We start from the raw sequence: 22678 nt of genomic DNA, 5'->3' as shown, positions 1-22678 counted from the left end.
GTAACCTGAAGCTCAGGATTTTCCAATGTATTCGTGGCGACCCATACCGATGGATGCGTTCGACCATCGCCCAAGCAGTTTTTAACGACTTTTTAACCGGATATTAAGATATCTTTTTCAAATTAGAAAGAAAACTTCGAGAATAGTTAACCCATATTCTGACATCTCGCTTATCTAGCCGTGACCGTCCTTGCCTGTACTGCTTCTCCATGGCCCCAAAATGGGCCATTTAAATATTGGCAGACAGATCAACTTATAGTTGGCGTCTACATGCGTCAGAAAATTTATTAAATTCGAATCCCGCAAAATCAGTTATCCGTAAAATCAAAGCCAATTTGAAACGCTAACCAAAGTTTTCGGTCGTCTTTAAACTTGACAACGTTATCCTTCGATACCATGTCGGCTCCCAGAAACATGCCGAGCTTGAAAGGTTTGATATTGGGGGCTTTACTGATATCCCACATTACACCGCCCGCAATCGAATACGCTTGAAGATCAGGGGTACTCGTAACATTATTTTGTGCGTCGCGCACCTCCCCCTTAACAGATCCGATTGCAGCAGCCAGCGCGAAAGTAAATGCAGAACCGGGCGCGCCGTAGCGTCGCCCTAGATATGGCCCAAGTGACACCTGCGAAGAAAAACTACGCGAGCCGGTATGATATTTAAACGGCAAGGCCAAAACTCCATAAGTCCAACCGACACGTTCTACGCCAAGCGCGGCCAGACTACTGGCCTTCATTGTCTTGGCTTGTTGGCCACCTAAAGGCCTTCCGCAGAATGGCAGGCCCGCACACGGCGGCTCGCTGGCAACGACGGTGAGTTCGCGGTCTTGTTCGCCGAGGTTTTGTTGTGACATCACTCTTATCCAGGCTCCCTGCTGGTACACCACGTCTGGATAATCGCTACTGGTTGCCGTGATGTGGAAGTAATCTCCCACATAGTCGCCAGAAGCGCTGCGAGGCACCTTATGATCGATTACGCACTCCCCATTTTCGAAGGCTAGGTCGGTGGTGGCAGTACCGCAGCTTGGAGTCGCTTCTTTTCCGGTCACGAATGTGCAACGTGAGCCGTTCCAACTGAGACCGAGCGATGCTTTACAGCTCGGCTCGGTGTTGAAGTCGTTAATTTTGCTGTCGTCATGTGCGCATTTACCCGCGACAGGTACTGATTGATAGGGAGCGGGACACGTTGGCGTAATGTCTTTGAGGTGGATGACTTGCGCCTTTAATGGAGTCGAAATTGTCAGAAAAAACGCCGGGAACATCGTCGTCAGAAAAGATTCTATTTTGCGCTTTCGCATCAGCTCGCTCCATTAATTTGCTAAGGGAGAACACGTGCTACAACCAATTACTGAGACGTCCTATTGTATTTTCTACAATTTAGATAATTTTTTTCCTAAGGTCAAGACATCCTAACAATCCTGTTGTTTTTCGGGTAAACGGTAGCATTCGTAGATCGGAACTCTTCGCTTACATAGCGCCACCCATGAGGTCACGTAAGTTCACAACACGGTCTGCGCGCGACAGCAGCCCCGCATATCGCGTTGGCGTGAGCGTTGAACAAGAGGTTTTTCATCGCTTAGTTCCATGACTGGCCCGTGCTTCTGCCATGTGCAGCATTTTGCGTAAAGAGGTAGGTATTGCAAAAGACATGACCGGCCACTGAGATGCTGGTGGGCACCCACAGTTGTGCACTAGTTCTCAGGCCGCTCGTGCGGGATACTTTTAGCTGGCATCGTCACGATCACACCTAGTTAATAGGCATTCCTGCCGATTGGGCGTATCGGTGGCGGCAATGTGCAACTAGCATAGCTTGCCGGCCACCCGCAGCCCCGACTTGTCCCTGTCGAGCAAGGTGCAGGCCGTAATTGCGCGAAAATCGTATTGGCCACGTCCTGCAGCGCGGCGCGCATCTACGCAACCAATGCACTGGGTGTTGTAGGCCTTACGTCTCGTGCAGCGACTGGCCACCCGTTCGACCCGCTTACTTATGCTGAATAGCCGCCGTCCGGAAGTACGTTTGGGCATCTCGTCGCTCTCAAATGAAAAAAATTGAGCCTAGAGGGCACTCTATCCGATCCGAATAGACGTTGTCCGAACTCAGGTAGATAATTAAAAATGCCGGCGAAAAGTGGGAGAACCCATGCATCTATATACCCCAGAATGTGGCGTTCGTTTAAGCGTATGGCGAAAGGCGTTCGCAGTCACCTTCGTTGCAGCATGTCTTCTAATATTGGCCTCATGCGGATCACCCAAGATTTACAACGAAGACCAAAGTTTCAGTGAAGCCGGAACGAGAAAGACATCTCTCGGCGAGCCATACTACAATTCTATTAATTACGCGGAAACGCCGCGAGTACCGCAACTTCGTCCAGACCTTATAATTGTAACATTGTCAGGCGGAGGCATAAGGGCGGCGGCGCTGGCCGCCGCCACACTCAACGAATTGGAAAAGTTTACTATTAATGGGATTCCGATAACAAATAACATCGTCTTAATATCATCCACATCTGGTGGAAGTATTACAGCGGGTTATATCGCAGCACATGGCTTCGGACATTACGCGGATTTTCGGCGAGACTTTTTATCAAAGGATAATACGCGCGATCTTTTGCTACGCGCACTTCGACCGCGTGGATTCTACGACCGCTCTTCAATTATGCAAGAATTCCTTGAAGAGCGACTTGACATGAAGGGCATGACATATGGAGAACTTGCCACTAGGAATGACCGACCATATTTTGTCATGAATGCCACAAACCTTAGTACTGGCGAACCATTTTCGTTCGTGCCTTACCAGTTTCGCGAGCTCTGTACAAATATGAATCCGTTGCCCCTATCAGTGGCGATGACAGCCTCAGGCGCTTTTCCGTTTGTGTTAACGGACGTAGAACTAAAAAACCGCATGGATGAATGTCCGGAGCGCCTTAAAGAAGAAACTGGCGGAAATCCTTTTCGACTCACGTCGGAAGCGGTAGCAATGCGTGATCATTACAACTTAGTTCACGCATATGATGAGAAATCACCGCTGAAGTTCCGATCAAGACCAAAATACATTCATTTATCGGATGGCGGGCTGGTGGATAATCTTGGGGCTGTCGGCGCCAATTATATTGAAATCGATGCAGCTTCAAGTATCAAACAGCAAGTAGCACCATGGGGAAACCCCGAAAATTTGATACGCCAAGTATTAATAATCGAAGTAAACGCCAAAAATGAAAAGCACAAGGATAAGCTTGATCAACATGGCGGAAGTCCAGGAATTCTTTCAATGATAGGTTTAGTAACAGGCATTCCTATAGATCGCGCAACCACGCTCAATGCTGACGCGCTGCGCGCAAGTTTTCATGCCGCCGATTCTCTTAGCCCATACGTCGCAACTGGTATTTTAATGACAGAGATCGATTTCGATCTTATCGATGACGCTGAAGAAAGTTTGCGTGATCGAGTCAAGTCTATTGGCATGACGTTTACGCTTTCTCAGCAAAATTTGAAAGACCTTGAATACGTTGCAACGAGCCAGCTACGATCAAGCCCATGTTTTGCAAGGTATGTCGCGGATAGCGGCGCTGTGGGGCCGGGTTATATCCTCCCTCAGGAAGAAGGCCGTACCGGCTTTCGCTATGATTGCTGGCCTCTAATGGATAAGAAAGGCATGGGAGGAAAATCCAATGACAAAACCGACGCTCGCTAGACAAGCAGCAGCAAATATTTTTCGCCTTCCCTGTCAGTCCGGTTGACTCTTAATGCTGGACTGTGCGAATGAAACCGTCTGACGACGCAACCAAATTTTCCCAAAAACCCACAGCCGCTGCGCTCCAATGACCCTTCAGCTCAGCAGTACTGGCTTCTGTCATCTACTCCGAGAAAATGCCAGCCCCACGACACTTCATCGAACTTCTTCACTGGCCGTGGCGTCCAGGACGATGAACGCTCTCCCGCTCTTTGGCAATTATTCCTGGAGCGGAACGGGAGGCCATCGTCAGCGCTGGTTCACCGACAATTCAACGCCCGTCTAAGGAGAACCTACTATAACTATAGGTTCGTTAACGTACCGGTCGCCTTTTCCCATTACTTCGCCGAACACAGTGCTGCGATGAAGCTATGTTCTGATAGCGAGTGTGCCCTCTTAACGGGCGTGCCCGACCGAAACGCTAATCAGATCAGCAAAACGCCTCGGACTTATGACAAGGCTGAACTGGCGCACTCGATACAACAGCGGATAAAACTCGAAGGGATGTTCGAAGTAACGGTCGTTGGACCTTCGGAGCTGTTGTTGAACTAAGACCCTAGGGCAAGAATGGCTGGCGATTTTTCTGAATGCTGACACCAGCCTTCCAAATAGCAGCCATTGGCGACAGTGATCAGCCTTCGCCGGCTGTAGCCGGTCTTGCCCTATGCACTCGCTCGCCGCGATTGTCCCAACGGACTGCCTCTTCATTCATCAGTTAAACGAAAGGTAGCGCCACGCTCAAGGCTTATACATTCAGTCGGCAGGGCGGGCCGATAAATTGAGATATCACACTCAACAGTAACGTCATCATGCTAACTTCATGAAAGGCTCAGGTCGTTTAGAGAAGCGTTAAAGCAGGACCGGATATTTCCACCAACCACTCAACGCCCCGATTCTACGATTGACGTGTGAACAGTCAGCGTTGACCTTCTGAGGTGCGCCAGACATGCAAACTGAATTCATGCTTCTCGCCATCTACAATAAGCCTCGCCTGAACCTCAAGGAGGTATGCGAAGCCATCGGTATGTCATTGAAGACAGCGTACAATCAACGATCAGCAGATACGTTTCCGATCCCGCTATCCGGCGATCCTCTACACGCGGATATCCGCGACGTCGCAGCTTATCTTGACAGGCTACGGGCACCAGCCGTGCCCGCCTAACGCCACTGCACTCAACAGATCTCAGGCCTGGTTTGGTTCGCTTCGGACGAGCCTAAGCACCTCCCCTCTGCACTACAATGGCAACGCCGTCCCAGCGCACTGGCCGGCATCGACAGTCGACATCAGAACCATTACTCCAAATTTGCACCAGACCGGCCACCGGTCCCTATGAAAACCACGCTTCCTCGGTCCAGTCCATCATTGGCGCAGTACTTAGAAGTCGTTTGCGGTATTTCATGTTTTCTTTGATTCGATATGTCCAGCGTCTGGCGCAACCCAATAGTTTATAGCGAAAGCGTCGTAGAGGGCCATATGTTCTCAATGATCGTTTTGTTGTGACGATATCCGCGCCGACCAGTAAGGTCCGCACAGCCATACCGCTAACATGCAATTTTCCGTCTGATGTTGCCAATGAGTCATACTATTCATTCTCTTTATCAAAGAAAATCTTTGTGGATCGAGAACTCCAATTGCTCCTTCTGAAATCGAAGAGTCGTCTTGAAAGGATTGCCCGGTCCATGGGCTCGGGCGCCAAGGCGATAGATCTGTATGGGTAGGTTTGGATCGCCATATGTGCACTACAAGAGCGCCTGGGCAGCGCATGGATGAGAACTTCGTGCCGTTGCCTGGCGGACCAGTAAGGCCGCTTCCCCAAAAGACAACGAGGAATTTCGAGCATGAGCATTTGTTTTGACCTTCGAATGGATATTGCTCATCCGTCGGATGTCACGCGGTCGCTGGGCTTTTGTCCATCATAGGAGTTTCTTGGACAGGGCCGTCACGCCACGCGAGTACGAGCCAATCTGCTCGTTTCGCTTGTCGCCTTCCCCGGTATCGAGCTGAGATAGTCGACAATGATCACGTCTAGACCATGCCTGCGCGTCGGGCCTACGCTTGGGGTCGAAGCTCGGGCAGAGAAAGCGCCAGCCTCATATCCATACCAAAGCACTTATTGGCGAACTCAGCTTTCAGTGGCGTCAAACAAACCCAGCTTAAACCGCGCCATATTTGGCATATAAGCTGGCGCAGTTCAGAGAACTGCGCCACAATTGCGCCATCTATTTCTTGACTGCGCCAATCAATCATGCCGACCGCCGCTGACTTGCTGAACAGTATCCGAATGTCCGACACCGGTCTGACACTGGCTGAACTTCTTAGTCAACATCCCGATGTTGCCCGGCGTACGGCTCAGCGCTCAATCGCACAACTGATCGCACGGAGCCAAGTCACTGCGGTAGGTGAAGGTCGAGCTCGCCGCTATTTCAGCGTTGGTACCCGCACTGACACGAGCGTAAAAAATGCCGGTACGGACGCTTTCCCCAGCTTTATCCCGCTCTCCGCGGACAGCCAGGACATTCTTGCCTATGTCGACCAGCCCGTGGAAGCACGCAAGCCAGTGGGCTACCAGCGCGAATTTCTGGACGCCTACCGCCCAAACGAGACTTGGTACCTGTCCGAGTCATTGCGTCGCCAACTACGAAAAATGGGCATCACCGCCGATGTCGGGGCGCCTGCAGGCACCTACAGCCGGGCCATCCTGAATCGCTTGCTGATCGATCTGTCGTGGGCGTCGAGCCATTTGGAAGGCAATACCTATTCACGCCTTGATACGCGCGAACTCATCGAGCACGGGAAAGCGGCCCGTGGCAAGGCCGCTATCGAAACGCAGATGATTCTGAATCACAAGACGGCCATCGAACTTCTTGTCGAAAACATCAGCGAGGCGGAGTTCAACCGCTACACGCTGATGAACCTGCACAGCGCCCTGGCGGAAAACTTGCTGCCCAACCCCGCGGACGAAGGGAGAATCCGGCTGCATGCGGTCGACATCGGCAAAAACGTCTATCGTCCCCTGTTCACGTCCCAGCAGATCGAGGACGCCCTGGACGCGCTGCTGAACAAGGCAAACCAGATCAGTGATCCGTTCGAGCAGTCGTTCTTCATGATGGTGCATTTGCCTTACTTGCAGCCATTTGCCGACATCAATAAACGCACTTCGCGGCTGGCCGCGAATCTGCCGCTGTTTCGCGCCAATCTGTGCCCACTCACGTTTCTGGACGTACCCGAGCAAGCCTACAGCCGTGCCACTCTCGGCGTATACGAGCTGACGCGCGTCGAGCTGCTGCGTGACCTGTACGTCTGGGCCTATGAACGCTCGACACAGGAATATCTCGCCCTGAAGCAGAATCTGACCGAACCCGATCCGCTGCGCCTGGCCTGGCGTGACCTGATCAAGCAGACCATTCGCGAGATCGTCATTCACACTGAAAACGAGCCACTCGCCAGCATCCAGCGATCCGTGGCGCGCCATGTCCCAGAGCATGAGCAGTCCAGCGTGCAGGCGCTCATCGTTGAAGAACTCAAGCGCTTACATGAGGGCGTACTGGCGCGCTATGGTTTGCGACCGTCCGACTACGCAGCCTGGAAGGCGGTACACAGGCATTGAGAACCTCACGCGTTGGCGCCAGCCTCAACATGCGAATTCGGCGAACCTTGCAAAGTTCTGCTACTCCAAATTTGCACCAGACCGACCACCGGTCTCCGGCTGCTTCAGTAGAAGGCCTTGCGCGGCGGAGCCGGTTCAATATCCCAGCTTGCTGATTTCCCGGCGCGTGGTGACGTCCCGGATGATGCCGTCGAAACCGCTGCGCCAGTCTTTTGCCAGGGTCCGGAGCAGCAGACTCTTTGCCGCCTTCGGAAGGCTCGCGCGTACCGATTGATTACTCAGGATCGTTCTCAGGTTTTCCGCGAGAATGTCCGTATTGCCGACCGGGTGCACGAGCGCATTGACGCCGTGTTTCAGGCCGATGTGCCGATAGGTATCCAGGTCGGAGACGCAGATCGGCACTTCCAGTTCGAACGATTCCCAGATCGACAACGGTTGCGACTCGCTCGAGCTGGCCAATACGAAGCAGTCGGCGGAAGCCAGGTATCGCAACGCGATTTCATTCGGCTGCTCGCCCAGGAAGTGGTAACGCTCCGGGTGCGCCTTGACGATTGCCTGTTCCCTCTCCGGGAGATGAATGAATTTGCCGATGAAGACACATTCGATTTCGCGCTTCATGCTGTCGCTGAGCAGCTCGACCGCATTGATCGTGTCCTGCATGCGCTTGCGCGGCTCGACTGTTCCGATCGACACGATGCGAAGTTTGTCCTTGGGTGCCGGTTCGATCGCTTGCGTGTAGATGGCGTCGTTCCAGAAAGGCAGAACGTGTACCTCGGCAGGGGAATCGAAGGTAAAGCTGCTGTACACCATCTTCTGGTAGGTCGTCTGGAAAACGATTGCCGCAGCCTGGCGGAAACCTTCGGCCAGCGCCGGGTTCCTCAGGATAAATTGACGGCCAATATCAGACTCATGAATCCACCAGATCATCGGGCATTGGGCGCCGAACTTTGCCACGAATTCACCGCCCATCATGGTGTTGGCGACGACGAGGTCGACGTCGGAAGCGTTCGAGACGATCGGAATGTCCAGAGCCTTGAGCTTGGTCTTGATGTCGCCTTCCCCATCGATACGCGGCATCACGGAAACCTCGTGTTGTTCGCGGAGATGTTCGGCCAGGCGCAGGATCGCCGTGCTGGCGCCGGTGGTGTAGAACTCGTCGTTCAGTAACAGTATTTTCATGATGTCCTAGTGATAGGCAGTGCCGCCCGCTCAGGCGGCGACGAAACGATGTTGATGGTCCAGGCTCAGGCCGAAGTCGCGCTCGGACTCCAATTGTCCAAGCGGTACGCCTTCGAGTGCCATCACGTCGCCGACCAGTTTGTCTTCGTAATATTCGCCTTCCAGCAGGCCGGGGAAACGAATGGTAGCCATGACAAACTTTTCCAGCGGACCGCTGCCGAGGTAATAGGCGCCGCCACGTGCCCATGGACGGTGGAAGGGCTTGCCGTATGCGCGCCGGTTCAGTACCGGATCCTCGCATTTATTCCAGTGCCAGCAACGGTCGTGACTCAGGCTGGTCACCGGGAAACCGGCATAGACGTCCTCCTGCTTGAGCAGGTAAACCGCATCCTTGAGCCTTTCCGGATCGACCAGGGTCTGGTCATCGTCCACCTTCAGGATACCCACCTGGGAATCGACGTTCTCATACACCCAGTGCAAGGCTGCCGTCACCTTGCGAGGCAGGCTCTCATAATTGTCGGGGGCGTTGACCTGGATTGCGCGCGGATGCTCGATCGGGGCGGTATCCGAACCGGTCACGATCAGGTACGGAAATTGTGCCGCGTCGAACTGCTGGGCCAGGCGCAGCGCGTTGTCCTGATAGCGGCGGCAGCTGATGATCAAGGCCAGCGACGCTTTCGCCGGTGTCTTCGCGACGAGTCCCTTGTAAAGCTGCTGCAGGTTCTCGCGGTACGGGGCGAGTGCAATGGCAGCCTTGAGGTAGCCGAGTGCCGGACCCGCGGCGCCGCGCAAGCGCTCGATCTCGAAACGCTTGTAGTCCAGTATCCATTTGAAATCGGATGGAATATAGGGATTTTCCTGCTCGAGGTTCGCACATACCGTCATCATGGCGGCCGCATTGTCAGGCGTGACCGCAATCTCTTGCAGCGCCATGATTTGATTGATAAAGCTCATTTAGACTTCGATCAGGATAGGGAAAGAAAAGAGGCGCTGTTTGAGACTTGGCCAGAAGACATTTTTTACTTTGTTGGCGTCAGACAATATCATGAATGCGCTCAAGCAAACAAGCCGCCGCCACCGTATTGATGGCGACATGCAAGGCTTCGTTGGAAAGCCGCATCAGAGCCGAAGGTTCTCGTTAACAAGCCGTCAAAAAGCGATTCGTTCGTCATTCAGTTCGCATGTCGCGAGCGCAGGTCCGCACGTACCTTGTCGATGACCGCGCTCCAATTTCCCTCGGAGGGCTGGCGGTACAGTTTCGCGTTCGGATACCACGGGCTGTCTTCCCGCTCGAGCAGCCAGCGCCAGTCGGGACGGCGGGGCAGCAGCACCCGCACGGGCTTGCCGAGTGCGCCAGCCAGGTGCGCCACACTGGTATCGACGGTGACGATCACGTCCATCAGTTCGCACAGCGCCGCCGTGTCGCTGAAATCCCGGATCGCCGCAGCGAACTGGCGCACCTTGGGCTGCAGGCCCAGCACCGCCTTGTCGGCCGTCCGCACCTCCTTTTGCAGCACGACGAAGTCGCATTCCTCGCCGAACAGCGGCGCGAACTGCTCCAGCGTGATGCTGCGGATGGCGTCGTTCTGGTACTTGGGATTGCCGTTCCAGACCACGCCCACACGCGGACGGGTCTGCTCGCCCAGCGTGCCGGCCCAGTGCGCGACCTTGGCGGGATCGGCGGCCAGGTAAGGCACGCCGGCCGGGATGGTCTCGACAAGGGTGCCGAACGCCAGCGGAAGACTCATCAGCGGGCAATGGAGGTCGAAGGCCGGGGCCGGATCGCCCTTGGCGATGACGCGCGACACGCCATCGAGGCTGCTTGTCAGGCTGACCAGTTCGGGCTTCACTTCGAGGATGACGGTGGCGCCGCGCTGAGCGGCCATGCTTGCGTAGCGGCAGAACTGCAGCGTGTCGCCCAGGCCCTGCTCCCCCCAGAGCAGGATGGTCTTGCCCGCCAGGGACTCTACGCCGGTCCAGAGCGGCTGCTCGTATTCGCGCCTGTCCCTGGACAGGGAAAGCTCTTGCGCCGTCCAGCGCGACTCGTAGCTGCGCCAGCCTTCCGCGTAGTTACCCTGCTGCAGCTGAAGCAGGCCACGGTTGAAGCGGGCCAGCGAGCAGGCGGGATCGGCCGCGAGCGCCTGCTCATAACAGGCCATCGCTTCTTCACTGCGCCCCAGCTCTTCCATTACGCGGCCCAGGTTGGTATAGCCCGACGGATGGTGCGGCCAAAGTTCGATCACCTTGTGGCAGCTGGCGATCGCCGCGTCGTGGTCCCTGGTTTCGCGCTGGATGACGCCACGCGTCAGGTAGAGGTCGGCGTTGTCCGGCTCGAGGGCAATGGCGCGGCCGACGCTTTCGAGCGCAGCTTCGTACTGCCCGCTATCCTTCAGTGCCAGCGCGCGATGCTGCATCGCCAGGGCGTCGCTCTTGTCCAGGACGGTAACCGCCTCGTAGCTGAGGGCCGCCATGTCCGGGCGTCCCATGTCGCGCAGGATCTGCCCCTGGGTGCGATAGGCCTCGACGTAGCCGCGCTGTAGCTCGATCGCCTGCTCGCAGTCGGCCAGCGCCTCCTTGAGGCGCCTGAGCTTGCGCAGCACCGTCGCCCGGTTATTGTAGGCCTGCACCAGCTGCGGGTTCAGGGCGATCGCCTTACTGTAGCTTTCCACGGCCTCCTTGGTGCGCTCCAGCGCCTGCAGTGCGCGGCCCCGGTTATACCAGGCGTCCGCATAGCCGGGAAACAGCTCGATCGCCAGGTCATAGGCCTGCATCGCGGCTTCGGCCTCGCCGCTATCGTTCAAGATGTTGCCGCGATTATTGTGGGCCTCGACATTGTGCGCGTTCAGCGCCAGCGCGCGGCCGACACTCTCCAGGGCGGCCTCGAAGCGGCCCAGGTCCTTGAGCGCCACGGCACGGTTGTTCCAGGCMTGTGCGTCGTCGGCGTTGAGCGCGAGCGCACGGTCGTAGCTGTCCAGCGCCTCTTCCTGCCGCCGCAGCCCCTGCAGAACGATGCCGCGGTTGTAATAAGTATCCGCATCGCCGGCCTGCAGCGCCAATGCCGCGTCGTAGCTGTCCAGCGCCTCGTCGAAGCGCTGCTGTTCTTTCAGCGCATTGCCCAGGTTGCCGTGCGCTTCCGCCACGTTCGCGTTGACCGCCAGCGCGGAGCGGATGAAATGTTCCGCCAGGCCAGGGTCGCCCAACTGGAAAGCGCCGATGCCGACATGGTGCAAGGCCTGGAAATGCCGGGGTGCGAGCTTGAGCGCCTGTTCATACGACAGCATCGCTTCATTGACCTGGCCCTGGCTGTGGAGCTGCAGGCCGTGGTTGAACAGCTGGTTGGCCTGAGCCTGGTCCTGGGTGCCGGAATGGCCGGGAACGGAACTATTACTATATGCCATGTGGGGGAACGCGATAGATAGAATGGGTTCGCCCGGCGAGAGAGCAACGGTATGCCGGCGAAGGAAAGTCTTCGTGATTATAGAGGAAAGAGTTTTCGTAGGGCAACATAATCGCTGGATGCCTTGCGACCGGCGCAGGATCGTGGCGCTTTCCCGACACGAGGGCGTGCCCGGGCCGTTCTTGATGATTGAACAAGGAGCGGATACTCAGGCAATCGCGCCCTACCCATGAAGTCAAGGGCTTACGCGCGACCGCAAAATTTTTAAAAAAATTTCCGCGTGGAATTTAATGGATGTGTGGAAACGGTCGTCTTGTACTTGTGAGAGCGCCAGAAAGGCTGCTCCGAACAGACCAAACCGATATTCAGGAGCTTGAAAATGCTGAGCCTTCACACCAACGCCGCTTCGCTGTCCGCACAAAACTCGATCAGCAAGACCCAGACCAGCCTGTCGACCTCGATGACCCGCCTGTCGACCGGCTACCGCATCAATTCGGCAATGGACGACGCAGCCGGCCTGCAGATCGCCACCCGCCTGAAAGCCCAGAGCAGCGGCATGGCAGTTGCAATGCGCAACACCCAGAACTCGATCTCGATGCTGCAGACCGCCGAAGGTTCGCTGAGCGAAGTGAACAACATCCTGGTCCGCATGAAGGACCTGGCAACCCAGGCAGCCGATGGTTCGTCGTCGGATACCGACCGTACCGCGATGCAGACCGAGTATGACTCGCTGGGCAAGGAACTGAGCAACATCGTGTCGAACACCAAGTTCGGCGGCACCGAGCTGCTGAACACCTCGACCGGCAAGCTGAAGAGCTCCATCGACTTCCAGATCGGCTCGGACAAAACCGAGAAGATGACCGCCGACTTCTCGACCGACCTGTCGACCATGGCTACCGACATCAGCAGCACCTCGGGCGCCTTCAGCTCGACCGCCAGCTCGACCGTCACCGCCGTCGGCACCGAAATCGCTTCGAGCACGGCAGCCAACGGCAGCATCAAGACCCTGTCGGACGCGATCGACGCCGTCAGCGGCCTGCGTTCGAAGCTGGGCGCCGCCTCGAACCGCCTGGACCACGTCTACAACAACCTGTCGAACGTCTCGACCAACACCGCAGCCGCAACCGGTCGCATCATGGATGTCGACTTCGCAGCTGAAAGCTCGAACATGACCTCGAACCAGATGCTGCTGCAAGCCTCGACCGCCATGCTGAAGCAGACCAACAGCATGTCGTCGATGGTCATGTCCCTGCTGCAGTAATCGCAGGGCCGGCATCGGCCGCCTTCCCGGGCTAGACCAGCCGGGAGCCCCCAAAGGCCAGCCTTGCGGTTGGCCTTTTTACTTGTTACTCTGCCTTTATCATGGCCTCCCTGTCCTTCCCCCCGCTCCTTGCGCCGGCCTTGCCCGCTGCACCCGCCGCCGGGCCGCTGCCGGTCGGTGCGGTCGCCGCCGTCGCCCCGGCCGCGCTGCTGGCCGAGATGGATTCCCTGCCGCTGCCCCTGCCCGGCGCGCAACAGGCGCAGGCGAAAGCCGCACCGGGCGGCGACGGCATGGCGGAAGGCGCCGCGATGCGGCCGGACCAGGTATTGATGGCGCGCCAGCTGAGCTGGCCCACTCAAGAGGCCGGGACGCTCGCCAGTTCATGGCGCAGCATGGTGCGCAGCTATGGCACCCAGCTCGTGAACCGCGAACTGCAGGCGCGCCCCGGCCAGCTGCCGACGGCGATGCTGCTGGCGGGCCAGGATCCGCGCGTGCTGCGCCAGGGCGACCAGACCTCCCCTCTCGACGCCTGGCGCTTCACGGTGCATGCGGGCAGCCCGCAGGACCAGCACCTGCGCGTGGTGCAGGAAGAGCACGAAGCGCAACAGCAGCAAAAAAGGCGCCGTGCCCGCGCCGCCCTGCGCCTGGAACTGGTGCTGATTGATGGCACCGTGGTGACCGTGCAGGCCGAACCCCTGGCCGACGGCGTGCGCCTGGAGTTGTGCGCGCCGGACGAAGCCTCGCTCGCGCGCCTGCGCGCGCTGGAGCCGAAACTCGAGAAAGCGGTGGCACGCGCCGGATTGCGCGTGCTGGGATGGAAGTACCGCGCCAGCCTGCCGATGGGGCCTGCCCACATCCGCCTGCCTTCGACGGACGCGGCGTCGGCGCTCAGCCTGCCGGTGTTTCGTGCGATGGCGGAATTGGCGCTGGTGCTTCCCGTTCTTCAATAAAGGTTTGCGTGGGCACTCCGTGCCCACGATGGTCAGCCCACCGAACCAATAATGGAGACCTCGCGGTTCTCCGGAATCTCGTTATACGACAGCACGTGCAGCCCCGGCGCGAACAGGCGCGCATAACGGGCCAGCAGCGGACGGATCTGCGGCAACACCAGCAGGAGCGGCGGCGTGTGCTGCTGCTTCATCTGCTCGCGCGCGACCGGCATGTTCAGCTGCAGCTGGGACAGCAGCTGCGGATCGATCGGATAATTGTCGAGTGCGATCTTGCCGCCATTGTTCTGGCGCGCCTGGTTCAGGGAACCGAGCAGCATGTTCTCCAGGTCGCCGGACAGGTTAAACGCCGGCATGTCCTTCTTCTTGCCGTACAGGCCGGACACGATCTGGCGCCGCAGCGCGCAGCGCACCTCGGCCGCCAGCAGGATCGGATCCTTGGTCGACTCCGAGCTGTCCAGCAGCGTGGTGGCGATCACCACGATGTCCTTCAGCGAGACGCTCTCGGCGAGGAGCACGCGGAACACGCGCAGCAGCTGGGTGTGGGTCAGCGCCTTGTCCAGCGCCGACGCGAGCTTGGGCGACAGCGCCGTCAGGCGGTCCATCATCGCCGGCACGTCTTCGTGGCGGAACAGCTCCGACAGGTAATCCTTGGCGATCTTCGAGACGTGGGTCGCGATCGCGCTTGCCACCTCGACCACCTGGTAGCCCTGGCCCAGCGCGTGCGCCTTCTGCTCCGGGTCGATCCAGGTGACGGCCATGCCGAAAGCCGGCTCGATGCCGGGGATGCCGTCCAGCTGCCCGTACACGGTCGGCGACGGGATCGCCATCAGCGCCTCGGCCACCACCTCCCCTTCCGCGACCACGGTGCCGTTCAGCGAAATCGCATACTGGTTCGGACGCAGGGTCAGATCGTCGCGCACGCCGATGGCGGGCAGCAGCAGGCCCATTTGCTCGGACAGGCTCTGGCGCACGCCCTTGATGCGCTTGGTCAGGGCCTCGCCCTGCGCCTTATCGACCAGGTGCACGAGCTTATAGCCGACGGCCACCGAGATCGGCTGCACCACCGGCAGCTGCTGCCAGTCGAGGTCGGGCACGCGGTCTTCGCGCAGCGCGGCCTCGATGGCGGCCACGCTGTCCTGCGACGGCGCCTTGACCTGACCGGTCTGGCGCCAGCCCACATAAGCCAGCACGCCGGCGAAGATCATGAAGAAGAACCACGGCATGCCAGGCACCAGGGCCAGGATGATCATCACGCCGGCGGCCGAGAACAGAACGCTCGGCTGGGCCAGCAGCTGGCCGCCGACCTGCTCTTCGAGGTCGCCGGAATCGCTGACGCGGGTCACCAGGATCGCCGCCGCCGCCGACAGCAGCAGCGCCGGAATCTGCGCGACCAGGCCATCGCCGATGGTCAGCAGCGCGTACTGGCGGAAGGCATCGCCCATCGACAGGCCGTGCATCAGCGCGCCGATTGCGACGCCGCCGATCAGGTTGATCAGTAGGATCAGGATCGAGGCGATGGCGTCGCCGCGCACGAACTTCGAGGCGCCGTCCATGGCGCCGTAGAAGTCGGCTTCGTTGGCGACGTCCTTGCGCCGCTGCTGCGCCTGTTCCTGGTTGATCAGGCCCGCGTTCAGGTCGGCGTCGATCGCCATCTGCTTGCCGGGCAGCGCATCCAGCGTGAAGCGCGCCGAGACCTCGGAGATCCGTTCCGCGCCCTTGGTGACGACGATGAAGTTGATGATCATGAGGATCACGAACACCACGATGCCGACCACGAAGTTACCGCCGATAACGACGTTGCCGAAGGCCTCGATCACATGGCCGGCCGCGGCGTTGCCCTCGTGGCCGCGCAGCAGCACCACGCGGGTCGAGGCCACGTTCAGCGCCAGGCGCATCAGCGTGGTGCCGAGGATCACGGTCGGGAACACCGAGAAGTCCAGCGGACGCTTGGCCGACACGGACACCAGGATCACGATCAGCGCCAGCACGATGTTGAAGGTGAACATCACGTCCAGCAGCACCGGCGGCAGCGGCAGCATGATCATCGCCAGGAGCGCCAGCAGGAACGCCGGGGTGGCGAACTTCTGGCGGCGCAGCTCGGCCATCAAGCCGTTAATCATGTTCATGTTGCGGATACCTCACTCAAATGACTGGGAACGACGACTTCGTTCGGGAACCGTGGGGGCGCCTGGCGCCGGCCGTCACGGAATGCGTTCAGTTGCAGCACATAGTTCAACACCTGCGATACCGCCTGGTAGAGCTGCGCCGGGATCTGCTGCTGGACCTGGCTGGTGTTGTAGATCGCGCGCGCCAGCGGCGGCAGCGTGACCGTCTCGATCCTGTGTTTCGCCGCCACCGCCTTGATGTACAGGGCCATCTCGTCGATGCCCTTGGCGACCACGAAAGGCGCCTCGGCGCGGCTGGTGTCGTACTTCAGCGCGACCGCGTAGTGTTCGGGGTTGACGATCACCACGTCGGCGGTCGGCACGGTCTTGTTCACGTTGCGCCGCGCCAGCTGCTGCTGGATCTGGCGAATGCGCGCCTTCACTTCGGGCTTGCCCTCGGTGCTCTTGAATTCCTCCTTCACTTCCTGCTTGCTCATGCGCTGGCTGCGCGCGAACAGGAAGGACTGCAGCGGCACGTCGACCAGGGCGAACAGCAGGAACACCGAGATCAGCGCCATCAGGGCGTCGAACAGCTGCGACACGCCGCGCAGGATGGCGTCCGACAGCGGCAGGCGCTGCAGGTCGAGCCAGGATGCCGCGCCGGAGCGCGCCACGTACCACAGCACGGTCGCCAGCACGAGCGCCTTGGCGACCGAGATCCCGAAGGTGCTCCAGTGCTTGGCCGAGGCCAGGTTGCCCAGGTTCGTGACCGGCGAGAAGCGGCTGAAATTCGGCGCCAGGCTGGCGGTCGAGAAGTTCCAGCCGCCAGGCACGAGGCTCGACAGCAGCACCGCCAGGGTCACGCCGAACAGCGGCAGCAGCATCTTGATCAGCAGGATGGCCGCATTGCCGAACACGATCGACAGCGCGTTCTCGATCGCCCCGGCTTCGCCGAGCGGCACGAACACCATGCGGAACAGCGCGCGGAAGGATTCGAGGTAGTCCGGCATCAGGAACACCAGCAGCTTCAGGCTGGCCAGGATGCCGACCGCGGTGGCCAGGTCCTTCGAGCGGACCACCTGCCCCTGCTCGCGCGCCTTTCTCAGCTTCTGGCCTGACGCCTTTTCTGTCTTGTCGCCGCCGCTGCCTTCAGCCATGGGCCGCCCTCATCTGCTGCTGGAGCATCTCCAGCACCTGGTTAGTCATCTGCACGTAATGCTCGGGGATGAAGCGCACGACCTGCGCCAGCATCATCAGGCCGAACAGCGTCACCAGCGAAAAGCCCAGCGAGAACAGGTTCAGCGACGGCGCCACCCGGTTCAGGAAGCCGAGACCGATCTGCACCACGAGGGTCGAAAAGACGATCGGCAGCGCCAGCAGGATCGCGGCCGCGAACACCCAGCCCACGTTCAGGGCCACGGTCTGCAGCAGCAGCGGAGCATAGCCGCCGCCGACGGGCCAGGCGCGGAAGCTCTGGCCCAGCACGCCGACCAGCACCAGGTGGCCGTCGATCGCGAAGAACACCAGGATCGCCACCAGCCCGAGCAGGCCCGACACCACGTCCGACTGCTGGCCGTTGACCGGGTCGTTCATCTGCGCCATCGAAAAGCCGATCTGGCTCGACACCAGGAAGCCCAGCGTCGACACCACCGCCATCGTCAGCTGCAGCGCCAGGCCGATCACGCCGCCAATCACGGCCTGCTCGACCATCGCCACCACGCCCGCCAGCGAGAACGGATCGGGCATCGCGCGGCCCTGCGTCATCGGCAGCATCATGAAGGCCAGCACCACCGACAGCAGCGCGCGCACCGCCAGCGGCACATAGGACTCGCCCAGCACCGGCGCGGTCGCCAGCATCGCCATGCAGCGGGCGAACGGCCACCACAGCGCGCTGATCAGGGGCAGCAGGAAACCGGCGACTTCGAGCATCGTGCGCGCCGGCCTATCCGACCAGCTGGGCGGCGCGCTGGAACACGGCCACGCAGTAGTCCATCAGTTTGCCGGTCATCCAGTGCCCGGCCAGGATCAGCGCCATCAGGGTCACCAGCAGGCGCGGCAGAAAGCTCAGGGTCTGCTCGTTGATCGAGGTGGCGGCCTGGAACAGCGCGACGATCACGCCGGTCACCAGGCCGGGAAGCACCAGCACGGCCGCCAGCAGCATCACCAGCCGCAGCGCCTCGGCCACGAAGTCGACGGCGATATCGGGAGTCATATCTTTATTTACTCAGTATCCGTGGATGCTGCCGACCAGGGTGTTCACGGTCAGGGTCCAGCCGTCGACCAGCACGAACAGCAGCAGCTTGAAAGGCAGCGAGATCACGAGCGGCGACAGCATCATCATGCCCATCGCCATCAGCACCGACGACACCACCAGGTCGATGATCAGGAAGGGAATGAACAGCATGCAGCCGATCTGGAAGGCGCTTTTCAGCTCGGACAGCACGAAGGCCGCCAGCTTGACGGTGAAGCCGCGCTGCATCGGCGCCATCTCGGGCGGCTCGCCGGCCAGGTGCGCGACCTGGGCCAGCGCGGCCTTGCTGGTCTGGGCCAGCATGAAGCGCGACAGCGGCACCTCGGCGGTCCTGAGCGCCTGCTCGAGCGTGATCTTGTCCTTGTCGTAGGGGACGAAGGCTTCGTTCCAGACCTGCTCGCCGACCGGGCGCATCACCAGCAGCGTGAGAATCAGCGCGACGCCGGTGATGATCCGGTTCGGCAGGCCCGTTTGCAGGCCCAGCGCCTGGCGCAGCAGCGACAGCACGATCACGAAGCGCGTGAAGCTGGTCATCATCATGACCATCACGGGCAGCAGCCCGAGGACGGTCATCAGCACCAGGATCTGCGACTTCACGGTGAGGCCGCTGCCGGTGCCGGGGATGATCCCGGGCAGGAGGTCGGGATGCTGCGGCGCAGCCGATGCCGCGCCCGCGATCAGCAAAAGAGAAACGCCGGCGAAGGCCGGCGCGTAGCGGCGCAAAGCTCGACGCGGCTTCGCGCCGTCCAGCTTCAAGCTCATGGTGCGATCAGGTCCAGGTTGAGGCCGTCGAGATCGATCACCTTCAAGCCGTACTGCTCGCCCGCGACCACCACTTCGGCGCGGCCGATGGCGGCGCCGTTGACCTTGATGACCAGCGGCTCGCCGGCCAGCGCGTCGAGCGGCAGCACGGAGGACGGGCCGATCTCCATCAGCTCCTGCAGCGAGATGCGGGCCGAGCCCACTTCCAGCGTCAGGGTCACCGGGATGCGGCGCATCATCTGCGGCAGGCGGGCCGACTTGGCCGCCCCACTGCTTGCGGCGACCGGGGCATCGCCGCCTTCCAGGTCGTCGATGATGATGTCGCCGCCGGCGATTTGCTCATTCAGGTTCATGTCCATTTACTCGGCATCTTCAAAAGAGGTTAAACACAGCTTTCCCTTGTGCTCAGCGACGGCGGCCGTAAACAGGCACGCTTCGTCGAGCAGGACGTCGGCCCGGCCCACGTTGACCGGTATCACGTCCCCGACTTTCAGGTCGAACAGCGCGCCCAGCGTGATCTCCTTGCTGATCAGGCGGCCGTCGAGCTTGACCTGCAGCTTCGACGACAGCGGTTCGCTCGGTCCGCGCACCGCATGGGCGTGCGGGTGATCCGAGCGCAGGCTGCCCAGGATCGCAGCCATCAGCGACTGGTCCGGGGCGATCCAGAACCGGCTCGTTGCACCGTTGGCATCGCGCACCGTGGCGCAGATCGTCCAGGCGCTCTTGCCCGGCATGGTCGATCCGGCCACGGCGCCGGCCGGCACCGGCCTCGGCGCCACTTCCATTGCTGCGCTTACAGCGACGCGTGCATACAACAGGTCGACCATCTGTTGCGTCAACACGACGATGAGGCGCTCTTCGGTCGCCGTCACGCGTTCCGTTCCGGGATCGCGCGGCATTGCGGCGGCGCTACGGCCACCGTAGCGCCGCTCCAACAGTGTCAGCAATAAACCACGTTCAAATGCCACCGAAACCGTGCCCAAGGCACCCGTTGCGGCCATCCAACGCAGTCCGGTGTCCTGCGGCGCGCGTCCGAATACGACACTGTCGAGACGCCAGCCACCCCAGTAACGGCGCGCGGCACCTTGCATTGCAGCGTCAATGTCATCCAGCAGACGTCCCGCAAACTGGGGCAGCAGATGCACCGGACGCCCCAGCAGGCAGGGGTCGAGCACTTGGTGCTGCGAGGTAGGGTCAGGGATTGCGATCGGCATGTTCAAATTAACATTTAAATAAGCAGGAATGCTTTCTTTTCATTCCCCAAGGCAACTATTATACCTGTTAAATTGTGTCGCAACGCTTGAGATTCCTCTTTGAATTCATCATTGCCGTACGGTAATATGCTGGTGTTCAGCGCTGAATTGAGGAAATTCATACAGGGCGGCGATAGACGAAGCTGATATTTCCCCTGGTTCCGCAACAGAAACCAAGCTTCTTCAAGAACCTAAAAATTTAACAATTTCCAAAGCGCAATCGAAATTTCGACACATTGACACTAGGAAACACTGTCAATTCGCTACCAACCTTCACACACGAAATCTACGCATGGGAGCAGGAAACACGATGGGAACTGAACTTGCTGGTCTGATCCGCGCCGATCTCGCCGCCCTGACCAATGACGCCAGCCGCCTTGCCGTGGCCCCGTCGATCGACATCGGGCAGCCGACCCAGAACAGCGCGACCGGCGGCTTCTCCTTCGCGCAAAGCATGAAGGATGCGCTGGCCAGCGTCGACGGCGAGCAGCGCGCGGCGAGCGACAAGATGGCCGCCGTCGACAGCGGCAAGAGCGACGACCTGGTCGGCGCCATGCTGTCCTCGCAGCAGGCCAACCTGTCCTTCTCGATGCTGATGCAAGTGCGTAACAAGGTCATGGGCGCCGTCGACGAACTGCTCAAGCTCCCCGTCTGATCAGGAAGAAGCTCACTGTGATTGCCGCTCTCAAGTCCGCCATCGGCGGAAAACGCCTGCCGGCGCTGCCGCCCGCGCTGTCGAAGAACCTGACCCCGATGCTGGTGCTGGCGATCGCCATCACCGCCGCGGTCACCCTGTATATGTGGAAGGACCAGGCCGACTACAAACCGCTCTTCGGCGCGCGCGAAAAAGTCGCCGCTTCCGACATGATGAGCGTGCTCGAGGCGGAGCACGTGCCCTACCGCGTGCACCCGGACAGCGGCCAAGTGCTGGTGCCCTCCAACCAGCTGGGCAAGGTGCGCATGCTGCTGGCCGCGAAAGGCGTGACGGCGCAGCTGCCGGCCGGCCTGGAACTGATGGACAAGAGCGACCCGCTGGGCGTGTCGCAATTCGTGCAGGACGTGCGCTTCCGCCGCGGCCTGGAAGGCGAACTGGCGCAGTCGATCCTGACGATCGACGCGATCGCCTCGGCCCGCGTGCACCTGGCGATCGCCAAGTCGACCTCCTTCGTCGCCAGCGACGGCGACAAGTCCTCGGCTTCGGTGGTGGTCGCGGTCAAGCCTGGCCACACCCTCTCCAACGAACAGATCGCCGCGATCGTCAACCTGGTCTCGGGCAGCGTCGCCAGCCTGGCGCCGAGTCGGGTCTCGCTGGTCGACCAGAACGGCAACTACCTGTCCTCGCGCGTCGACCTGGCCGACGGCTTCGACGGCGCCGCCCAGAGCGACACCGCCGCCAAGCGCTTCCAGGACGAAGTGCGCGCCAACGTCAACGAGCTGCTCGGACCGGTCCTCGGCGCCGACAACTTCAAGGTCAGCGTGACCGCCGACGTCGACAACGACAAGATCGAGGAAACCCAGGAAAAGTACGGCGAAGCGCCGAAGGTCACCAGCGAAGCGATGCGCGAAGAGCTGGAGAAGAGCCGCGTGGCGCTGGGTGTGCCGGGCACGCTGTCGAACCGTCCTCCGGTCTCGGCGCCTCCGGCCGACCCGAACGCGGCCGCCAACGGCGCCGCCGATCCCAACGCCAAGGGCGACGACGGCAGCGCACGCAAGAATGCGACCACCCGCCAGTACGCCTACGACCGCGCGATCACCCAGATCAAGCGCTCGCGCGGCCGCCTCAAGAAGCTGTCGGTGGCGGTGGTGCTGAACAACGCCAAGGCGGCCTCGCCGAAGACCGGCTGGAGCGCGAACGAGATCGCCAACATCGACAAGATCCTGCGCGGCGGCCTGGGCATCGACGCCAACCGCGGCGACGTGCTGGCGGTGTCCTCGCTGAGCTTCCCTGCCCCGGCTCCTGCCGAGCCGTGGTACCAGCAGCGCGACAACGTGGTCGACATGACCGGCTGGGCGGCCTGGATCGTCGGCGCCCTGTTCGCCTGGTTCGCGGTCCTGCGCCCGCTCATGCGCATGCTGACCCGGCGCGGCAATCCGCAGGCGGCGCAAGCCCCCGCCCTGGCCCAGCTGCCGGGCGGCGGTGCGGCGGCCCTGAACGGCGCCGCCGGCGCACTGGCCGCAC

Annotated in this window: 18 protein-coding genes; 7 read left to right on the top strand and 11 right to left on the bottom strand. The window is 60.2% G+C overall.

Annotation, left to right across the window (positions count from 1 at the left end):
* Nucleotides 1-308 precede the first annotated feature (308 nt).
* A complete protein-coding gene (locus AC1DIX_RS15610) occupies nt 309-1301 on the bottom strand; it encodes a hypothetical protein (RefSeq protein ID WP_477325512.1) in 993 nt (330 codons plus the stop codon).
* An 842-nt stretch (nt 1302-2143) separates the two neighbouring features.
* Between AC1DIX_RS15610 and AC1DIX_RS15605 the strand changes: the two genes are divergently transcribed.
* The 3 genes from AC1DIX_RS15605 to AC1DIX_RS15595 all read left to right on the top strand — a co-directional run bounded on the left by AC1DIX_RS15605 (nt 2144) and on the right by AC1DIX_RS15595 (nt 7341).
* A complete protein-coding gene (locus AC1DIX_RS15605) occupies nt 2144-3694 on the top strand; it encodes a patatin-like phospholipase family protein (protein WP_477325510.1) in 1551 nt (516 codons plus the stop codon).
* Nucleotides 3695-4679: 985 nt separating this feature from the next.
* Entirely contained in the window at nt 4680-4895 is a 216-nt protein-coding gene (locus AC1DIX_RS15600) for a helix-turn-helix transcriptional regulator (RefSeq protein ID WP_477325508.1), read from the top strand.
* 1084 nt (nt 4896-5979) lie between these two features.
* A complete protein-coding gene (locus AC1DIX_RS15595) occupies nt 5980-7341 on the top strand; it encodes a Fic family protein (protein ID WP_477325506.1) in 1362 nt (453 codons plus the stop codon).
* A 135-nt stretch (nt 7342-7476) separates the two neighbouring features.
* Here the strand turns inward: AC1DIX_RS15595 and AC1DIX_RS15590 are convergent, their stop codons facing one another.
* The 3 genes from AC1DIX_RS15590 to AC1DIX_RS15580 all read right to left on the bottom strand — a co-directional run bounded on the left by AC1DIX_RS15590 (nt 7477) and on the right by AC1DIX_RS15580 (nt 11918).
* Nucleotides 7477-8520, bottom strand: coding sequence for a glycosyltransferase family 4 protein (locus tag AC1DIX_RS15590; RefSeq protein ID WP_442122505.1), 1044 nt, complete (start codon nt 8518-8520; stop codon nt 7477-7479).
* Between the two features lie 30 nt (nt 8521-8550).
* Nucleotides 8551-9474, bottom strand: a complete 924-nt coding sequence (locus AC1DIX_RS15585; protein ID WP_442122504.1) for a glycosyltransferase family protein — start codon at nt 9472-9474, stop codon at nt 8551-8553.
* A 218-nt stretch (nt 9475-9692) separates the two neighbouring features.
* A complete protein-coding gene (locus tag AC1DIX_RS15580) occupies nt 9693-11918 on the bottom strand; it encodes a tetratricopeptide repeat protein (RefSeq protein ID WP_477325504.1) in 2226 nt (741 codons plus the stop codon).
* Nucleotides 11919-12296: 378 nt separating this feature from the next.
* Between AC1DIX_RS15580 and AC1DIX_RS15575 the strand changes: the two genes are divergently transcribed.
* Both AC1DIX_RS15575 and AC1DIX_RS15570 read left to right on the top strand, forming a co-directional pair.
* Complete coding sequence (locus AC1DIX_RS15575) at nt 12297-13178, top strand: flagellin N-terminal helical domain-containing protein (protein ID WP_442122502.1); 882 nt, start codon at nt 12297-12299, stop codon at nt 13176-13178.
* Between the two features lie 101 nt (nt 13179-13279).
* A complete protein-coding gene (locus AC1DIX_RS15570) occupies nt 13280-14128 on the top strand; it encodes a hypothetical protein (protein WP_477249787.1) in 849 nt (282 codons plus the stop codon).
* Nucleotides 14129-14160: 32 nt separating this feature from the next.
* Here AC1DIX_RS15570 and AC1DIX_RS15565 read toward each other — a convergent pair whose 3' ends face one another.
* From AC1DIX_RS15565 to AC1DIX_RS15535, 7 genes are read right to left on the bottom strand one after another with little or no spacing between them, the layout of a single operon-like run.
* Nucleotides 14161-16254, bottom strand: coding sequence for a flagellar biosynthesis protein FlhA (locus AC1DIX_RS15565; RefSeq protein ID WP_477325502.1), 2094 nt, complete (start codon nt 16252-16254; stop codon nt 14161-14163).
* Complete coding sequence (locus AC1DIX_RS15560) at nt 16251-17390, bottom strand: EscU/YscU/HrcU family type III secretion system export apparatus switch protein (protein WP_477325500.1); 1140 nt, start codon at nt 17388-17390, stop codon at nt 16251-16253. Before AC1DIX_RS15560 ends, AC1DIX_RS15565 begins: the two co-directional genes overlap by 4 nt.
* Entirely contained in the window at nt 17383-18162 is a 780-nt protein-coding gene (gene fliR, locus AC1DIX_RS15555; RefSeq protein ID WP_442122498.1) for a flagellar biosynthetic protein FliR, read from the bottom strand. Before fliR ends, AC1DIX_RS15560 begins: the two co-directional genes overlap by 8 nt.
* Before the next feature lie 13 nt (nt 18163-18175).
* Nucleotides 18176-18445: a flagellar biosynthesis protein FliQ gene (gene fliQ, locus AC1DIX_RS15550; RefSeq protein ID WP_442122497.1), complete on the bottom strand. Its 270-nt coding sequence runs from the start codon at nt 18443-18445 to the stop codon at nt 18176-18178.
* A 12-nt stretch (nt 18446-18457) separates the two neighbouring features.
* On the bottom strand, nt 18458-19246 hold the full coding sequence (gene fliP, locus AC1DIX_RS15545) for a flagellar type III secretion system pore protein FliP (protein WP_442122496.1): 789 nt from the start codon (nt 19244-19246) through the stop codon (nt 18458-18460).
* On the bottom strand, nt 19243-19605 hold the full coding sequence (locus AC1DIX_RS15540) for a FliM/FliN family flagellar motor switch protein (protein ID WP_442122495.1): 363 nt from the start codon (nt 19603-19605) through the stop codon (nt 19243-19245). Before AC1DIX_RS15540 ends, fliP begins: the two co-directional genes overlap by 4 nt.
* On the bottom strand, nt 19606-20460 hold the full coding sequence (locus AC1DIX_RS15535; protein WP_477325498.1) for a FliM/FliN family flagellar motor switch protein: 855 nt from the start codon (nt 20458-20460) through the stop codon (nt 19606-19608).
* A 349-nt stretch (nt 20461-20809) separates the two neighbouring features.
* On the opposite strand from AC1DIX_RS15535, the gene fliE reads away from it, so the two are divergent.
* Both fliE and fliF read left to right on the top strand, forming a co-directional pair.
* The gene (gene fliE, locus AC1DIX_RS15530) at nt 20810-21154 is read left to right on the top strand and encodes a flagellar hook-basal body complex protein FliE (protein WP_442122493.1); all 345 of its coding nucleotides are present in this window, start codon (nt 20810-20812) and stop codon (nt 21152-21154) included.
* 17 nt (nt 21155-21171) lie between these two features.
* Nucleotides 21172-22678, top strand: a 1507-nt coding sequence (gene fliF, locus AC1DIX_RS15525) for a flagellar basal-body MS-ring/collar protein FliF (RefSeq protein WP_477325496.1), incomplete at its 3' end; no start/stop codon positions are given.

The sequence above is a fragment of the Massilia sp. 05N420 genome (assembly GCF_056397205.1).
The sequence above is the reverse complement of the archived record's forward strand: the minus strand, read 5'-3'. Positions and strand labels throughout refer to the sequence as shown.

Coding starts and splice junctions, on each gene's coding strand:
- AC1DIX_RS15575 (WP_442122502.1), top strand. CDS start 12,297: ATGCTGAGCCTTCACACCAACGCCGCTTCGCTGTCCGCACAAAACTCG.
- fliR (WP_442122498.1), bottom strand. CDS start 18,162: ATGCTCGAAGTCGCCGGTTTCCTGCTGCCCCTGATCAGCGCGCTGTGG.
- AC1DIX_RS15570 (WP_477249787.1), top strand. CDS start 13,280: ATGGCCTCCCTGTCCTTCCCCCCGCTCCTTGCGCCGGCCTTGCCCGCT.
- AC1DIX_RS15610 (WP_477325512.1), bottom strand. CDS start 1,301: ATGCGAAAGCGCAAAATAGAATCTTTTCTGACGACGATGTTCCCGGCG.
- AC1DIX_RS15535 (WP_477325498.1), bottom strand. CDS start 20,460: ATGCCGATCGCAATCCCTGACCCTACCTCGCAGCACCAAGTGCTCGAC.
- AC1DIX_RS15540 (WP_442122495.1), bottom strand. CDS start 19,605: ATGGACATGAACCTGAATGAGCAAATCGCCGGCGGCGACATCATCATC.
- fliQ (WP_442122497.1), bottom strand. CDS start 18,445: ATGACTCCCGATATCGCCGTCGACTTCGTGGCCGAGGCGCTGCGGCTG.
- AC1DIX_RS15590 (WP_442122505.1), bottom strand. CDS start 8,520: ATGAAAATACTGTTACTGAACGACGAGTTCTACACCACCGGCGCCAGC.
- fliP (WP_442122496.1), bottom strand. CDS start 19,246: ATGAGCTTGAAGCTGGACGGCGCGAAGCCGCGTCGAGCTTTGCGCCGC.
- AC1DIX_RS15560 (WP_477325500.1), bottom strand. CDS start 17,390: ATGGCTGAAGGCAGCGGCGGCGACAAGACAGAAAAGGCGTCAGGCCAG.
- fliE (WP_442122493.1), top strand. CDS start 20,810: ATGGGAACTGAACTTGCTGGTCTGATCCGCGCCGATCTCGCCGCCCTG.
- AC1DIX_RS15605 (WP_477325510.1), top strand. CDS start 2,144: ATGCATCTATATACCCCAGAATGTGGCGTTCGTTTAAGCGTATGGCGA.
- AC1DIX_RS15600 (WP_477325508.1), top strand. CDS start 4,680: ATGCAAACTGAATTCATGCTTCTCGCCATCTACAATAAGCCTCGCCTG.
- AC1DIX_RS15595 (WP_477325506.1), top strand. CDS start 5,980: ATGCCGACCGCCGCTGACTTGCTGAACAGTATCCGAATGTCCGACACC.
- AC1DIX_RS15585 (WP_442122504.1), bottom strand. CDS start 9,474: ATGAGCTTTATCAATCAAATCATGGCGCTGCAAGAGATTGCGGTCACG.
- AC1DIX_RS15565 (WP_477325502.1), bottom strand. CDS start 16,254: ATGAACATGATTAACGGCTTGATGGCCGAGCTGCGCCGCCAGAAGTTC.